18 protein-coding genes are annotated in these 13688 nt (G+C 44.5%); 15 read left to right on the top strand and 3 right to left on the bottom strand.

Going from position 1 to position 13688, the window contains the following annotated elements; all coding sequences use genetic code 11:
• Positions 1–57: 57 nt before the first annotated feature.
• Complete coding sequence (gene trpF, locus G395_RS30315) at positions 58–273, bottom strand: phosphoribosylanthranilate isomerase (protein ID WP_051350379.1); 216 nt, start codon at positions 271–273, stop codon at positions 58–60.
• A 251-nt stretch (positions 274–524) separates the two neighbouring features.
• Here trpF and G395_RS0124750 point away from each other — a divergent pair, with 251 nt between their 5' ends.
• The 13 genes from G395_RS0124750 to G395_RS0124690 all read left to right on the top strand — a co-directional run bounded on the left by G395_RS0124750 (position 525) and on the right by G395_RS0124690 (position 10577).
• Positions 525–1022 carry a hypothetical protein gene (locus tag G395_RS0124750; protein WP_026632510.1) on the top strand — a complete coding sequence of 166 codons (498 nt, stop codon included), beginning with the start codon at positions 525–527 and terminating at the stop codon, positions 1020–1022.
• Between the two features lie 392 nt (positions 1023–1414).
• On the top strand, positions 1415–2443 hold the full coding sequence (locus G395_RS0124745; RefSeq protein WP_026632509.1) for a sensor histidine kinase: 1029 nt from the start codon (positions 1415–1417) through the stop codon (positions 2441–2443).
• A 21-nt stretch (positions 2444–2464) separates the two neighbouring features.
• A complete protein-coding gene (locus G395_RS0124740; RefSeq protein ID WP_026632508.1) occupies positions 2465–2866 on the top strand; it encodes an ester cyclase in 402 nt (133 codons plus the stop codon).
• A gap of 147 nt (positions 2867–3013) precedes the next feature.
• On the top strand, positions 3014–4096 hold the full coding sequence (locus G395_RS31335) for a sensor histidine kinase (protein ID WP_051350378.1): 1083 nt from the start codon (positions 3014–3016) through the stop codon (positions 4094–4096).
• Between the two features lie 25 nt (positions 4097–4121).
• Positions 4122–4907, top strand: a complete 786-nt coding sequence (locus G395_RS0124730; protein WP_026632507.1) for a LytR/AlgR family response regulator transcription factor — start codon at positions 4122–4124, stop codon at positions 4905–4907.
• Positions 4908–4999: 92 nt separating this feature from the next.
• Entirely contained in the window at positions 5000–5980 is a 981-nt protein-coding gene (locus G395_RS0124725; protein ID WP_026632506.1) for a c-type cytochrome, read from the top strand.
• A gap of 55 nt (positions 5981–6035) precedes the next feature.
• Complete coding sequence (locus G395_RS0124720) at positions 6036–6716, top strand: hemerythrin domain-containing protein (protein ID WP_026632505.1); 681 nt, start codon at positions 6036–6038, stop codon at positions 6714–6716.
• 76 nt (positions 6717–6792) lie between these two features.
• The gene (locus tag G395_RS30305) at positions 6793–7605 is read left to right on the top strand and encodes a DUF5602 domain-containing protein (RefSeq protein WP_051350377.1); all 813 of its coding nucleotides are present in this window, start codon (positions 6793–6795) and stop codon (positions 7603–7605) included.
• Entirely contained in the window at positions 7602–8738 is a 1137-nt protein-coding gene (locus tag G395_RS0124710; RefSeq protein WP_026632504.1) for an FAD-dependent monooxygenase, read from the top strand. Before G395_RS30305 ends, G395_RS0124710 begins: the two co-directional genes overlap by 4 nt.
• Before the next feature lies 1 nt (position 8739).
• Positions 8740–9306, top strand: coding sequence for a hypothetical protein (locus G395_RS0124705; RefSeq protein ID WP_026632503.1), 567 nt, complete (start codon positions 8740–8742; stop codon positions 9304–9306).
• 70 nt (positions 9307–9376) lie between these two features.
• On the top strand, positions 9377–9874 hold the full coding sequence (locus tag G395_RS0124700) for a hypothetical protein (RefSeq protein WP_026632502.1): 498 nt from the start codon (positions 9377–9379) through the stop codon (positions 9872–9874).
• A 48-nt stretch (positions 9875–9922) separates the two neighbouring features.
• A complete protein-coding gene (locus G395_RS0124695) occupies positions 9923–10228 on the top strand; it encodes a hypothetical protein (protein WP_026632501.1) in 306 nt (101 codons plus the stop codon).
• A complete protein-coding gene (locus G395_RS0124690; protein ID WP_169720075.1) occupies positions 10176–10577 on the top strand; it encodes a T9SS type A sorting domain-containing protein in 402 nt (133 codons plus the stop codon). The genes G395_RS0124695 and G395_RS0124690 overlap by 53 nt, the downstream gene beginning before the upstream one ends.
• A gap of 181 nt (positions 10578–10758) precedes the next feature.
• Here the strand turns inward: G395_RS0124690 and G395_RS0124685 are convergent, their stop codons facing one another.
• Both G395_RS0124685 and G395_RS30300 read right to left on the bottom strand, forming a co-directional pair.
• Positions 10759–11418 carry a DAPG hydrolase family protein gene (locus G395_RS0124685; RefSeq protein ID WP_026632499.1) on the bottom strand — a complete coding sequence of 220 codons (660 nt, stop codon included), beginning with the start codon at positions 11416–11418 and terminating at the stop codon, positions 10759–10761.
• Between the two features lie 54 nt (positions 11419–11472).
• The gene (locus G395_RS30300; RefSeq protein ID WP_026632498.1) at positions 11473–12786 is read right to left on the bottom strand and encodes an amidohydrolase family protein; all 1314 of its coding nucleotides are present in this window, start codon (positions 12784–12786) and stop codon (positions 11473–11475) included.
• A gap of 177 nt (positions 12787–12963) precedes the next feature.
• On the opposite strand from G395_RS30300, the gene G395_RS0124675 reads away from it, so the two are divergent.
• Both G395_RS0124675 and G395_RS32595 read left to right on the top strand, forming a co-directional pair.
• Complete coding sequence (locus G395_RS0124675; protein WP_026632497.1) at positions 12964–13434, top strand: hypothetical protein; 471 nt, start codon at positions 12964–12966, stop codon at positions 13432–13434.
• Positions 13435–13451: 17 nt separating this feature from the next.
• Positions 13452–13673, top strand: a complete 222-nt coding sequence (locus G395_RS32595) for a helix-turn-helix transcriptional regulator (protein WP_026632496.1) — start codon at positions 13452–13454, stop codon at positions 13671–13673.
• Positions 13674–13688: the final 15 nt, after the last annotated feature.

The raw sequence follows: 13688 nt of genomic DNA, 5'->3' as shown, positions 1-13688 counted from the left end.
CGAATTGTAGAGCCAACCGGAATAGTAAGAACCTTGCATTACTAGTCTTAACCGCATTTAAAAGTCGATCGCCTTAAAGAAATCTTTGAGTTTTGCCGGGTCCAGTTTCCCGTCTATACGAACGCTGCTGCAAAAGTCTGGTCCAAAAGGTTGAACTGCTTCAATGGCATGTCTGACGTTCTCTTTATTTATTCCGCCCGCAAGAAATAGAGGTATTTCTATTGATTGCTCAACGCTGCTGATGCAACAAATTTTTACTCTTGGTCTTTTCATATCATTTTAAAAAGAGCAACCAATAACTCCTGTCGCCACATCCGCCAGGTAATTCGTTGATTGTCCCACTTCGTCCGATTCTGTTTCTTCAAACAACTGTCAAGGGCACAACTTTGCAGCATAATTACGATTGACAACCAGAAATTCAGCTAGTTATGCAGCCTCCATTGAAACAAACGAGACTATCGAAGATCTGGCCTGTCATTCGATAACAATCAATTTTTCGTTTTACTTAAACATCTTTTTTGGCCATGAAAAACAATTCTTTTATTAAAGTCGCGTGCATTGCAATGCTATTTCCGGCAGTGTTTTCTTGTGAGGAGGCAGATTTGAGCCTTCCAACCCGCAAGGAGAATTTTAGTGACAAGCAGTGGGAAATAGACGCATGGGACCTTGAAACGCCCCTGGATATTGATGATGACGGACGAGCAGAAACTGATCTGATGGATCTTTTGGAAACTTGCGACGAAGATAACCTGATTACATTTGCCAAAAACGGCAAGGTGCTGGAAGATGCTGGCCTGGATCTTTGTGAGGATGATCAGCCCGGTGAAATTCACACCTACAACTGGGACTTTGATAAAAAAGATCAGGCTATTATCATCAGAGATCCCCTTACAAACAAGAAGACCGATGAATGGGAAGTTGTTTTCCAGACGGATAACAGGCTCTGGATCAAGTTTAACCTTCTTCCCGATCACAGCAAAAATTCGTTGGTCAAGACTATAGTCAAGCTCAATAAAAGATAGGTGGTACTTCATCTAAATGTAAAAAGCCTTCGGATTGAATTAACCGAAGGCCTTGTTATACCTGGAATTGTTCTTAAAATTATAAACCCTTGTAACTGTAAGTTGTTTCCAGACTTCCGCTGGATCCTCGTTCTGCTTTACGGGACGGATAACCGTTTACCAGAATAGCCTGGAAATATGCAGCTATGAAATATCGGAAAGCAGCAAATCCCGATAGAATGAGACATTCAGTTAGTTAATTGGGACATTTGATGATTAATGTGGCTGTCATTTTTGCCGTAGGCACGAAAACGGTCTATAAAATCCCAATTCATTCGCTTCTTCTCCCAACCTGTCGTAAAGCGATTTTAGCAATGTTGTTTTGATACTATTTTTGTAAAAAAATAGAGACCATGAAAATGCCGAAGTACATTGCTAATGAATATCAGCTGATGCTCGGCATTTTAGCTCCTTATTCAGTTCTGCTAAACTTCTTTATTTTTTTAAATTCTTATTTCACCCATTTACCCTTGCTTTTGGGGGCTACCTGCCTGACGCTGGCCATAAAAGTGGTGGCCTGGCAGTTGCACACACTCGTTGCCATGGTGTTGTCAAAACAATTTCCGAAAGACGGTGAGACAATGAAGCGGATTTTCATTTCATTGCTCTGCTTTTTTCCGCTCACTGCGCTGGTAAATACTTTCATTTTCTGGGTTTATGGTCAAATGTATTTGGCTGTATCTGAAATCGGTTCAGCAAACTACATTTGGGCATTGGTGTCGGGCTTGGGTTTGAATCTGTTATCGACTTTTTTACATGAAGGTGTTTCCAATTTTGAAAAATGGAAAGCTACACTGACTGAGACCGAACAGTTGAAAACAGCTTATGCCAAAAGCCGTCTGGAAGGATTGAAAACGCAGGTGAACCCGCATTTTCTTTTCAACAGCATCAATACATTATCGAGCCTGATTACCGAAGACCCTGAAAAGGCTGAGACCTTCCTGGATGAAATGTGTAAGGTGTACCGTTACCTGCTTAAAGGTGATAAGGAAGCTTTTGTGCCATTACAAACTGAACTTCAATTTATCAGGTCATGGTTTTATATTCTGAAAGTCCGATATGGTTCTGCCATCAGTTTTGACATTCAGGTAACAGCAGATGCAATGGAAAAGCGTATCCCGCCGCTTACGGTGCAGCTTTTGGTGGAACATATCCTGGGGCGCAATAAGATCAGCAAACTCAAACCGCTCAACATTCGCGTGATATCTGCCGGATCCGGGCTGCAAATACATCATACTGTCGCATTAAAGATCGATAATCAGCAAGAGCAGGTAGAAACTAACCTGGATAATGTGATTAACAAATTCAGATTGCTTGATCTTGAACCGGTTAAGATCATCAGGAACTCAGAGTTCCAAATCATTGAAATACCACTTAATTGAATGCATTTACAGCAATAGAACATGGAAAATTTAAACCAACAGTGTGCCGTCGGTTTTATCGAAGACATCTGGAACATGGGAAGGTTTGAAAAGTTGAGTAATTACCTACATGCTGACTTCCGCGACCATTCTCTACCAAAATTTTGCCAAAACAGATTTGGGCTCATTCTGTATTTAAAGGCCGTAAAAAAAGAGCTTAGGCACCACACGTCGATCGAAGAGTTGACCTGCGAAGGTGAGCTGGTGGTAATCCGTTTCAGCCTGCTTTCCTCTCGCAGGGATTCACAGCAGGATGAGAAAAGTGTCGTCCGTGGATACCGTTACCTACGTATGCGGGAGAATAAAATTATTGATCATTGGGAGATGATACAGTCCATCAAGCCATGCGCTCCCAGCGATGCGTCACTTGCCCTGGCAAGCTGACTTTTGATCGGGACTTTCGGGCAACCCATCTGCATTTGTCCCATTTGATCGGATTCAGGTTGTCAAACGATCAAGAATATTCCAACTTTGAGCATGCTTATTATTAACGCAACTTTTAGATAAATTAGCATTACATAAAAACAGCAGATGGCCGGTTATAAACCTTCCTTTCTTGAATGGCTCACATTGCTGGTGATGTTTCCCATCATCATTACAACGGCAGGTTATCAATTATACGGGCAAAGGTATTTTGCTGAATTAGAAGTTTATGCAGTTTCAACGCTCATTATTGGCGTGATTTCGATCTGTTTCTGGTATCTGTATTTCAGTATGATCCAGCGCCTGGCGGGCTACTTTACAACATTAAGTGATATCTGGAAACGTATTATATCACTTATCATGCTGGACATTGTAGTGGTAAAGGTGAACATGGCGATGGTTTTTTATGGTTTTGATGCATTTGAGATTTTCGGTTACAACTTCAACCAGGAACATTTCGTCTTCTGCTCGATCATCGGGATCATTGTAACAGTAATTGGGATTACGCTTTGTGAGACAGACTATATTTTCAAGAGATGGAAAGAAAGCCTGGCAGTGAAGGAAATAGCCGAAATGCAGTTTCACGAACAGGAATTCGAAAACCTGATCCGGCAGATCAATCCGCATTTTTTGTTCAATAATTTAAATGCACTGTCATCGCTGATTACGACAGATCCTGAAAAGGCGGAATACTTTCTTGATGAGTTGAGCAAAGTTTACCGCTATCTGATGCGCAACAACCAGGAAGCACTCTCGACATTGGGGCACGAAATGCAGTTTATACAATCCTATATGGCGCTGCTCGACATCAGGTACAGCGAAGCGGTAATCCTGCGTATTGCTGATATTGCCCCATTTGTGGACCGGCTTTTGCCTTCGCTATCATTGCAGCTGCTGATAGAAAACGCAGTCAAACACAATATGGCAAGAAAAGGGCAGCCGCTTATTATTTCGATTTCGGTTGACAGCCAGCAGCGATTGGTCGTTGAAAATAATTTGAAAAAAAAACCAGGCATCATTTCGTCCAATAAAGTGGGGCTGTCCAACATTGCGGTCAAATATAAAATGCTTAGCCAGCCTGGATTGGTGATTGAGAAGGATGACCATTTTTTTCGTGTACGGCTTAGCCTGCTTGACCGCGCTGATATGGAAGCAAATCAGGATGTACTGGGCAGCTTGGCAACTTATTAACAACCTATTAACCGAATAAATGCATATGAAAGTGCTCATCATCGAAGACGAAGATCTGGCAGTGGCCAAATTGAAACGCTCCCTATTGAGTATCAAAAAGGATATCGAAATTGTGGGCGTTACCGACAGCGTGGAATCTTCTGTGACGTGGCTGGAAACGAATCCTGCGCCAGATATTATTCTGGCCGACATTGAACTTGTCGATGGCCAAAGCTTTGAAATATTTAACCGGACAGAAGTGACAAGCACGGTCATTTTTACAACTTCCTATGATGAATATGCGTTGAAGGCATTCAAGGTAAATAGCGTGGATTATCTTTTGAAACCCGTTCAGAAAGAGGAACTCGAAGTTGCATTAAATAAATTTTCCAATTGGATCGAAAAGCCCAAGACTTCTCAAAGCGGCGATCCGATTGTAGTCAATGTTGAGAACCTGGCAGCACAATTGCAAGAGCGGCTTAATGTAAAAGACTACAGGAAACGGTTTTTGGTCAAAAGTGTTCAAAAACTGGTTTCGGTCAATGTAGATGAAATCGCCTATTTCTATTCTGACGATAAACTTAATTTTTTCAGGACGTATAGCAACAAGCGGTATGTTGTTGATTATACCATGGATGAGCTGGAAACAATGCTGAAACCACAGGATTTTTACCGGATCAGCAGATCGTTTTTCGTAGCACCGGATTCGCTCGAACAAATCAGTGATTACTTTGGCCACCGACTTGTGCTGAAATTAAAACCCGAACATGATAAAGAAGTGATTGTGAGCAGGGAGAAAGTGTCTGATTTTAAGCACTGGCTGGGAAAATAGGCGTTCGGTTTATTTAAAATTTTTTAATCTTTTGTTGTTGACGAGCATACCAACAAGGGTGGCATTCCTATAAATAAAACAAAAAAATAAAAGTGAAAGCACTGAAAATGACCGGCAGAATCCTTGCCGGCGTAATGATCCTTATTGGCCTGGCCATGGCTTATGTGAAAATTGCATTGCCCGACACTGGCCCTGCGCCGGACATTAAGATCGAGAAAACGCCCGCCAGAATTGAACGCGGAAAGTATCTGGCCAACCATGTAGCGGTTTGTATGGACTGCCACAGCACACGTGACTGGTCAAGGTATGCCGGTCCGATGGCAAGCGGCGGCTTTGGCGCTGGCGGCGAGGCCTTTACTCAGGAAATGGGTTTTCCAGGCAAATTTTTTGCGCCCAACATTACGCCCTATGCACTCGGCAGCTGGACCGACGGAGAGATTTTCCAAGCAATCACGACCGGTGTCAATAAGAATGGAAAAGCGCTGTTTCCGGTGATGGCTTACCACCGTTTTGGTCAAATGGATAAGGAAGACGTGTACTCGATCATCGCCTATATCCGGGAACTGCCGTCAGTTCAAAAGGACATACCAAAGTCTGAACCTGATTTTCCCGTCAACTTTATCATTAACACCATGCCGCATAAGGCCGCCTTCACCAAGCTTCCAACCCAGAATGACCAGGTGGCTTATGGCAAATATCTGGTCAATGCGACTGGCTGCGTGGATTGCCACAGCAAGACGGATAAGGGCAGCGTAATCCCAGGGACCGAATTCGGTGGGGGGATGGAATTCAGTAGCCCCAATGGCATTTTGCGCTCGCCCAACATTACGCTACACAAGGAAACAGGCATTGGGAAATGGACCAAGGAAATGTTCGTGAGCCGGTTTAAGGCCTATGCCGATAGTAATTACGTGCCGCAAAAGTTGAGTCCGGGCGATATAAACACCCCAATGCCCTGGACTATGTATGCGGGTATGAAAGAAAAAGACCTTGAAGCTATTTTCACCTATTTAAGCACCATAAAACCAATTGATAACTATGTAATTAGAGCAGAAAGTAACCCTGGAAAATAAGTAATGATACCTATCCGGAAATGGCGTCATTTAAAATTTTAATTCAAAAACAGTCATGAGATATAACATTTTTAATTCCATTCACAAAGCGCTCAAAGCGATCTCCTATCAAACCGCACTGGATATCCAGCACACTAACTTCGTCGATAATGATGCGACTAAAAACATCATTGATAAGCTCACCCAAACACTGGCGCTTTTGGACCTGCACATCGAGCATGAGGGTGGTTACATTCACCCACTAGTCGAGAAATATAACATTGATATCGACCGTCGTTTTCGCGAGCAACATATTGAAAGCAAGTTCCTGGCGCAGCGTGTGCGGTTGGCTGTCGACGATCTTAAATATGCAGCTAATCAGGAGAATCAGATTAAAAGAGGAAAGGCAGTGTCGGAGGCATTTGAAACGGTTCTGGCTTTCAACCTCACGCTTTTCAATAAGGAGGAACAGGTCATGAATGAGATATTATGGACCAATTACCGGGATGAAGAAATTATAGACGTTGAGCAGCAAATAATCGCCAGCGTACCACAGGACATACTCGAATTTGAAGCAAGGTGGATGTTCCGGTCGCTCAATAATTTCGAAATTCGCGAATGGCTGCAAGGTGTAAAGCACTCAGCACCTGACTATCTGTTCCAATCGCTGATTGCTATGGCAGAGATGGAGTTGCCCGCCCGGCGTTTTGAAGAACTGCTTCATTCACTTTCGCTGGCAGGAGCAAATGCTTACTAAGCCGGTTTGCTGAATAACATCAGCTGCAACAGCCGGAAACATTTAATCAAATTTTATAGCCGTAAAAATAAATCAAATGAAAAAAACAATCATCGCTGCCCTGGCAGCGGCAGCTATCGCTTTGTCTTCGTGTAGTGAAAATGATCACGATATCAATCAGGATCCGGTTCTGCTAAAAGGCGGAAAAGTAAAGGTAGCAGACGGGGAGGCCTGGACTTACATCGAAACGACTTTCGATCATAAGCCACTCAAAGCGGGAATTGTGCTTACCGAAGCTGCCATCCCTGAGATGCACACGGGCGGGCGGGTGAAACACGGCGGCCACGGCGATGCACCCGAGAGTATCATTTACACATTACAATTGCCGGAAAACAAAAGCGCCACTGTTTTTGATCACGTCACCATGGACTGGAACCCACATGGCCATCCTCCGGAAAACGTCTATACCAAGGCGCATTTCGATTTTCATTTTTACATGGAATCCGAGGCTGAGCTAAATAAAATACCGCCATTTGAAGTTGACTCAACAGGGCACAAAACCTATCCTGCGCCGGATTATCTGCCCAAAACCTACATCCCCATACCAGGCGGTGTTCCAAAAATGGGTGTGCATTGGGCGGATATCACCTCGCCGGAACTGAACCCGCAAAATCCTGCTCCGTTTACACAAACCTTCATTTACGGCACCTACAATGGTAAAGTGAATTTTTACGAACCTATGGTTACAGGTGAATATCTAAAGGCGCTGACAGGGAAGTTTGAGCGTAGCATTCCGCAACCGGCCAAATATGCCCGGACTGGTTATTACCCAACCAAAATGAGTGTGACCAAGATCCCCGGTGGTTACCAGGTTGAATTGTCAGAATTCATTTACAGGCAACAATCATGAAAATAGCGATTTCAGGAGCAGGGATTGCAGGCCTGACCGCAGCCATTGCTTTTCAAAAGGCAGGTTACGAAACCACGATTTTTGAAGCGGCCCCGCACCTCAAACCGGTCGGGGCCGGGCTGGGGCTTGCGCCTAATGCGATAAAAGCGCTGGATGTACTCGGTATCGCTGATGGCATTATCCCGCTGGGCCGCAAGCTTCCGTATTTCAGGATTTTGGATCGAACAGGGCAGATTATTTCTGAAAATGACAGTAAGATAATCAGTGAGAAATTCGGCCTGGACAATTTCAGCATTCACCGTCACACGCTTCATGAAGCATTGCTTGCCCACATTGATCCGGCTTCAATCATCAAAGGCAAAAAGGCCATCGGCATAGAGCGCGTTGGGAAAAAGATCACATTGGATTTTGCCGATAGTACTGCTTACCAGGCCGATTATCTGATTGTGGCCGATGGTATCAATTCCTTGTTACGAAGTAAAATCGCTGCGGATGATGTCAAACGCTACGCTGGGTATACTTGCTGGCGCGGCGTTGTCGAGGATGCTGGTTCACTGGCACACGGTGCTTCCGAGACCTGGGATACGTCGGGCCGGTTTGGCATCGTTCCGCTCAATGATGGGAAGATTTACTGGTTTGCATGCGTAAGGTCGATTGCTAATAATCCGGTGTTCAATGCATTCGGTGCGCAGGACCTTGCAAAATGGTTTAGCAAATTTCATCATCCCATTCCCGAAATACTAAGCAAGGCATCTCATCAAGCATTGATACACATTGATATATACGACCTTGCGCCGCTTGCTCATTATGCACATGGCAACATTTTGCTCGTGGGTGACGCAGCGCACGCGACTACACCTAATATGGGACAGGGTGCCTGCCAGGCGATTGAAGATGCGGCGACATTGCTGACGGAATTAAAGAAAGACCAGCCACTTGAAAAAGTGTTTGCAGAATTTGAAAGCAAGCGAATGGAAAGGACCCAATATGTGATCCGCCAATCGCGCATGATCGGGAAAATTGCGCAGACTGATAACCCGCTGCTGGCCAAACTGCGCAATGCACTTTTGCGCATGAGCCCTGCATCGTCCAGGGAAAAGCAGTTTGAAAAACTCTACAATGTGACGTTCTGATATGATAAACAAAGTTAGGGACAGTCAACTGGCTGCTGGCTTTGCCCTTCTCATCATTATTTTCGTTGCCCTTGCTTTCAACAGCGACCCGTTTTTTTTGTGGGTATATGAACGGCACCAGAACCAGGCAAGCTGGTTTATCCGGCCGCTTTTTCTGGTCCCGTTCTGCTACTTTGCTTACATGCACAGCTTGGCAGGGATCATGGGGACTATTTTCTTGCTATTGACCAGCATGTTTTGGTTCGCCGCTCCAAGTGACGTCCCGGATAATATCAAACAGTTCCTGCAATTTGAAAAAGACTGGCTGCAAGAGAACTGGACTTTCGCGAAAGTTTTTCTTGCCTCACTAGTGCCTTTATCCTTTATGCTTTTAGCGTTGGCATTCTGGAAAAGAAGTCTTTACTCCGGGCTTTCAGTGCTGGTGTTGATGGCAACAGGTAAAATCGTCTGGGCTGTTGACGGCGCAGGAAATGCCGGAACTTCAATTATTTTCCCCGCAACTATCGGGCTTCTCATTTGTTGTCTGCTGGTGCTTTTTGGTTTTCAAAAGCTCAATAATCGACATTAATTTCAACTTAAACCATGACAAAAATACTACAATTGACAATGCTCATAATCCTGGGCATTCACAATACGCTATGCGCCCAGGCGCCAACGGAACCGACCAAATCGCTTATTTTATCCAATGTAACCGGCACCTCGGTGAAGATCGAATTGCAGGCGGGCGGTGGTGCCAGCAGGATTATCCTGGCCAGAAAGGAGAATTTGGGGTGCATGATTCGGGTGAGAACACTACGCCGGTGACCGACCTGGAAGCTGGTACGGCTTATTACTTCCGGATTTACTCTTACGATGTGGATGCGGCTGGTTATGCCTATTATTTGAAAGATCAATACTTTGCAGGCCAGGTCAATACGGTCGAAAGACCGACGCAGAATTCGCAGGTAACACTCACTGATGTTACCGGTTCATCGGCTACATTTGTTTTCAATAGTCTGGGAGGTAAAAACCGGATCATCCTCATGCGCCAGGACGGACCAGTAACTGTGCAGCCCACCGATTTTGTGCGCTATGCTGGTGGAAACAAAGATTTCGGAAAAGGTAGCCAGCTCGGGGCAGGTAATTATATCATTTGAAGCTCCACCAATGGCAATGCTTTTACAGTCACCAATCTAAAAGCCGGAATGACTTATTATGCGCAAATCTCTGATTTTAACGGCTATTACGCGCCGGTTTATCACGCGCCCGGCGAGGTAGTTAAAATCCAGATTCCACTTGAACCAGACAAGCCAGCATCTGAGCTTGGCGTTCAGCAGGTGGAAGGTACGAGCCTGCGTGCTGTTTGGAAACAAGGTAGCGGCGCACGGCGCCTTGTAGTGGCCAGAAAGGGCACTCCGGTGAGCGCTCTGCCCGCAGATGGCCAGGTGTATCAGGCCAATGCTACATTTGGGCAAGGACAAGCATTGGATGATGGGCAGTTTGTCGTGTAACCAGCTGCGCAGCTACAAATACACGGATTACGGATCCAGACAGACCGCCTATTACAGGTTGAAGCAAGTCGATCAGGATGGAACGTTCACTTACAGCAGGGTCGTGAGTATAGCCGCAGAAAAGGAAGCGGTAACACTGTATCCTAATCCGGTAATTGACAAATTTTACCTTGGCCATAACAACGGCAAAACAAAAATCAGCATTTACAACCTCACAGGTCTGTTAGTCAAAACTTCAACAGTTATAAGTGCGGAGCCGGTGGATGTGTCTGGTCTTAATCCGGGCACTTATGTGGTCATTTCTGAAATGGATAGTATTGAATTCACCCATCGCATCATTAAGCACTGATATTTCATTGTAGTCCAGTAAAGGGAAGAGCGGCTTCGTTCTTCCCTTTCTTTGTGGTTATGCTGCTTCAATATTACTGTCAAACTAGCATACGGATTGCTTTATATAACTAAAAAAACAGGCGCTATGTTAATCATAACGCCTGTTTGTGGATAAATCATTAAGCCAACATTTAGGAAGATTACTTTACCTTCAACATGCGGTCGCCAATATGGCTTCGATATAGATCTGGCAGGAAAAACTCGAAGTTACCTACTTCCTCAATATTGTGTTTTAGCCAGGCAAATCCCATGTCATCCGTAAAGATCCATGAACGGATGATAGGGTTAATGATAAATCTCCCAAACCAGCTCTCATATCCAACGATCATCAACGAGCGGTAAGCACAATGGCAATCACCTGCGGGCTCAAACCAATGTTCAAGGCTAAATATCTCCAACCCAAATATCCTTTTTACAAGCCTAATGCCGGTGTCGTCGAGCTTAGTGACCATTTCAACGCTATCTACGGCAAAATCCGGGTTTCTGCCAAACGCTTCCACGATGCGGAAATAGGAACCTACGCCAACACTTCTGTCCTTGCGCACATTTTTGCTTAATTCCCAATGAATGTGGTCCAGCGGGTGCCACACGCGGTATTTTGAGTAAGTTCTGCCTTTATACTCCATGTCTCCTCCAATATTTCTAAACCACCATTCGAGCATGCGGGGCGTGATACCTTCCAAGGTTTCGTGCTCGATGGTCAGGTGCAGAACGCCATTTTCGGTGATCGAAAAGTCAGTCTGTGCGGAATTCAGTGTTTTCATTTCCCATCCGAAATCCAAGGGATTCTCCAACTTCATAATTTTTCAAACATTAGAGTTACTAATAACGACCATTGGCATACGCAAGAGCGTTTAAAAACCCTTCATCGTCCTGGCCACAATGACATTAACCTTATTTCTAAGCTCATCAAGATCATGCAGCAGCCACTGTCCTTTGCTTTTTGCAAGCTTTCCATTAAGAACAATTGAGTCAATATTACTTTCACTTAAATAGTAGAAGGCAGGATTTGAAGCGAAAGCATCGTTGCGCAGATCTTCCCATTTAATTAATGAAAAACAGGCTTTTGCCCCTACCTGAATGCGAGCAGAGGTGTTCATGCCGCTAAATTGGTTGGCATTTTCCATGGAATCAAAAAAGAATTGATTCGTATTGTACGGCATCTGCACTGGAAACTCCATTTTTTCAATTATACGGTTGTTGACGATTGCGCGGTAGCTTTGCAGCAATAGCCGCTGTTGGAACATAAGGCTGTCCGTAGAAGATGTCGGAATGTCTATCCCCACCGACCACTTCAGGCCAGGGATGTCTGCAATAAAGCCGGCTGCGGGTTCTCCCAAACCAGTCTGCATTTCGGCTTCCGGTGTCATCGTTACAAGGCATCCTGCCTCACCGATCAGCTTGAATTCGTCTTTGGATAGCGTGCAACAATGCACCAAATTTAGGTCACTGCTCAATAGTTGTTGTGCGCCAAGCTGCATGACCGGTTTGGCGATCTTGCCCAAAATGGAGCTGCCGATGTGCATAGATGCGGGGATACCCAGCGCTTTTGCTTGCTGGATATCCATTTTATTTACCTCCATTGTTGCAAATTCGGGCCCTCTAATGCCCATACCAAGGCGAACATTGGCAAAACAGTTTTTGTAAATGGCTGCCAAGCGCTCGATATCCTGATCATGGGGGGCGGTGCTGTGATTCCAGTATTTGTCCCGCTCGTGAGCAGATGTAGAATGGAAAAATAGTACATTCAGTCCCGAATCTGCCGCTGCCTGGATAGCTGCGTCGGCGTGTTCAGGCGAATTCATGATGTGCGACCAGTCAAAAACATTGGTAATCCCTGCTTGAGCACATTGGATGTAGCCGTACAAATTGATCAGATATAATTCTTGTGCGCTAATTTGTGCACCGATACCTCCAACAACCCGGTTGAGATATTCCATGAGCATCATGTCTGCTGCTACACTTTTGAAAGGAGCTTGCCACACGTGCCGGTGTGCATCGGTGAGTCCAGGAAGCGCAATCATGCCGGCACAGTCGATGACAGTTTCACTATCTGCTGCATCAAGGTTTTTAGCAATTTGAAGGATCAATCCCTCATCTGAAATACGAATGTCCGAAGTTTTGCCTATTGGATTTCCGTCGAAAATGTGAGTGTTTTTAACGATCATAGCTTTTTTAAAAGCAAAGATTTAAAAACAGAACAAGGCGAGCAATCTGATTCAGATCAATTGGGATAAAAGAGAGCCGAACTGAGTCAGCATGGGTTTGCAAAAAGAAACTGTAAATAAAACTTTACATAAAGTAATCTTCTGTTTACTTTTAAGGGACATTTAAACATTCAAAAAATGAAACTACTACTGCCTACTCACTACCGTGCAAAAGGTTTGCTGGCTGTATCTATTGGATTAACAGGCATGCTGATCGCGACTAATAATGGCTTAGTCAACTTTTATCGAATCCTTCAACCCGAGCGGGCAATGAACGACGGGTCATATCCATACCCTGCAAATTTTTGGGATATTAATGCAACATTCCTAAGTGGTGCAGTGTGCTTAGTTGTCGTTGGGATTATTGCCTTATTTCTAGCGAAGGAACCAGATGAATTTTTCTATAAAGTCCGGTTAGAGTCTATCCAGTTTGCCATCTATGTTCAGTTCATTGTCATGCTGGCTTTATTTGCTTTCTTTTACTTTACACCTGGTTATCAACTCATTAATACATGGGTAAGTATTTTAGGGCTTGGGCTAAGCAGTTTCTTTGTCACCTACGTTCTGCGATATTATTATGCTGTCTTCTTCCAGTCAGACCGAAATTGAAAGCTCGAAACCAACGGTTGGATAATACGCTGCGTGTAGAACGTGCAATTGTCCGGATGACTCAGGGCGAATTGGCAGAAAAGGTTGATGTCTCTCGCCAAGCGATTAATGCTATTGAAACAGGAAAATTCATGCCGTCAGCCATTCTGGCGATAAAGCTGGCCAGAGTATTTGGTAAAACGGTTGAAGACATATTTATCCTAATAGATGGGACTGATCCTTTGGAGCAAATAATATGAAAAAAGCTATATGCT

The organism is Dyadobacter alkalitolerans DSM 23607 (genome assembly GCF_000428845.1).
GTDB classification, from domain to species: Bacteria; Bacteroidota; Bacteroidia; order Cytophagales; family Spirosomataceae; genus Dyadobacter; species Dyadobacter alkalitolerans.
This window is presented reverse-complemented; position numbering and strand designations above follow the sequence as displayed.

Bases quoted from the DNA above. Each gene is read 5' to 3' on its own strand.
- trpF (WP_051350379.1), bottom strand. From the start codon at position 273: ATGAAAAGACCAAGAGTAAAAATTTGTTGCATCAGCAGCGTTGAGCAA.
- G395_RS0124750 (WP_026632510.1), top strand. From the start codon at position 525: ATGAAAAACAATTCTTTTATTAAAGTCGCGTGCATTGCAATGCTATTT.
- G395_RS0124745 (WP_026632509.1), top strand. From the start codon at position 1,415: ATGAAAATGCCGAAGTACATTGCTAATGAATATCAGCTGATGCTCGGC.
- G395_RS0124740 (WP_026632508.1), top strand. From the start codon at position 2,465: ATGGAAAATTTAAACCAACAGTGTGCCGTCGGTTTTATCGAAGACATC.
- G395_RS31335 (WP_051350378.1), top strand. From the start codon at position 3,014: ATGGCCGGTTATAAACCTTCCTTTCTTGAATGGCTCACATTGCTGGTG.
- G395_RS0124730 (WP_026632507.1), top strand. From the start codon at position 4,122: ATGAAAGTGCTCATCATCGAAGACGAAGATCTGGCAGTGGCCAAATTG.
- G395_RS0124720 (WP_026632505.1), top strand. From the start codon at position 6,036: ATGAGATATAACATTTTTAATTCCATTCACAAAGCGCTCAAAGCGATC.
- G395_RS30305 (WP_051350377.1), top strand. From the start codon at position 6,793: ATGAAAAAAACAATCATCGCTGCCCTGGCAGCGGCAGCTATCGCTTTG.
- G395_RS0124710 (WP_026632504.1), top strand. From the start codon at position 7,602: ATGAAAATAGCGATTTCAGGAGCAGGGATTGCAGGCCTGACCGCAGCC.
- G395_RS0124705 (WP_026632503.1), top strand. From the start codon at position 8,740: ATGATAAACAAAGTTAGGGACAGTCAACTGGCTGCTGGCTTTGCCCTT.
- G395_RS0124700 (WP_026632502.1), top strand. From the start codon at position 9,377: ATGCGCCCAGGCGCCAACGGAACCGACCAAATCGCTTATTTTATCCAA.
- G395_RS0124695 (WP_026632501.1), top strand. From the start codon at position 9,923: ATGACTTATTATGCGCAAATCTCTGATTTTAACGGCTATTACGCGCCG.
- G395_RS0124690 (WP_169720075.1), top strand. From the start codon at position 10,176: ATGCTACATTTGGGCAAGGACAAGCATTGGATGATGGGCAGTTTGTCG.
- G395_RS0124685 (WP_026632499.1), bottom strand. From the start codon at position 11,418: ATGAAGTTGGAGAATCCCTTGGATTTCGGATGGGAAATGAAAACACTG.
- G395_RS30300 (WP_026632498.1), bottom strand. From the start codon at position 12,786: ATGATCGTTAAAAACACTCACATTTTCGACGGAAATCCAATAGGCAAA.
- G395_RS0124675 (WP_026632497.1), top strand. From the start codon at position 12,964: ATGAAACTACTACTGCCTACTCACTACCGTGCAAAAGGTTTGCTGGCT.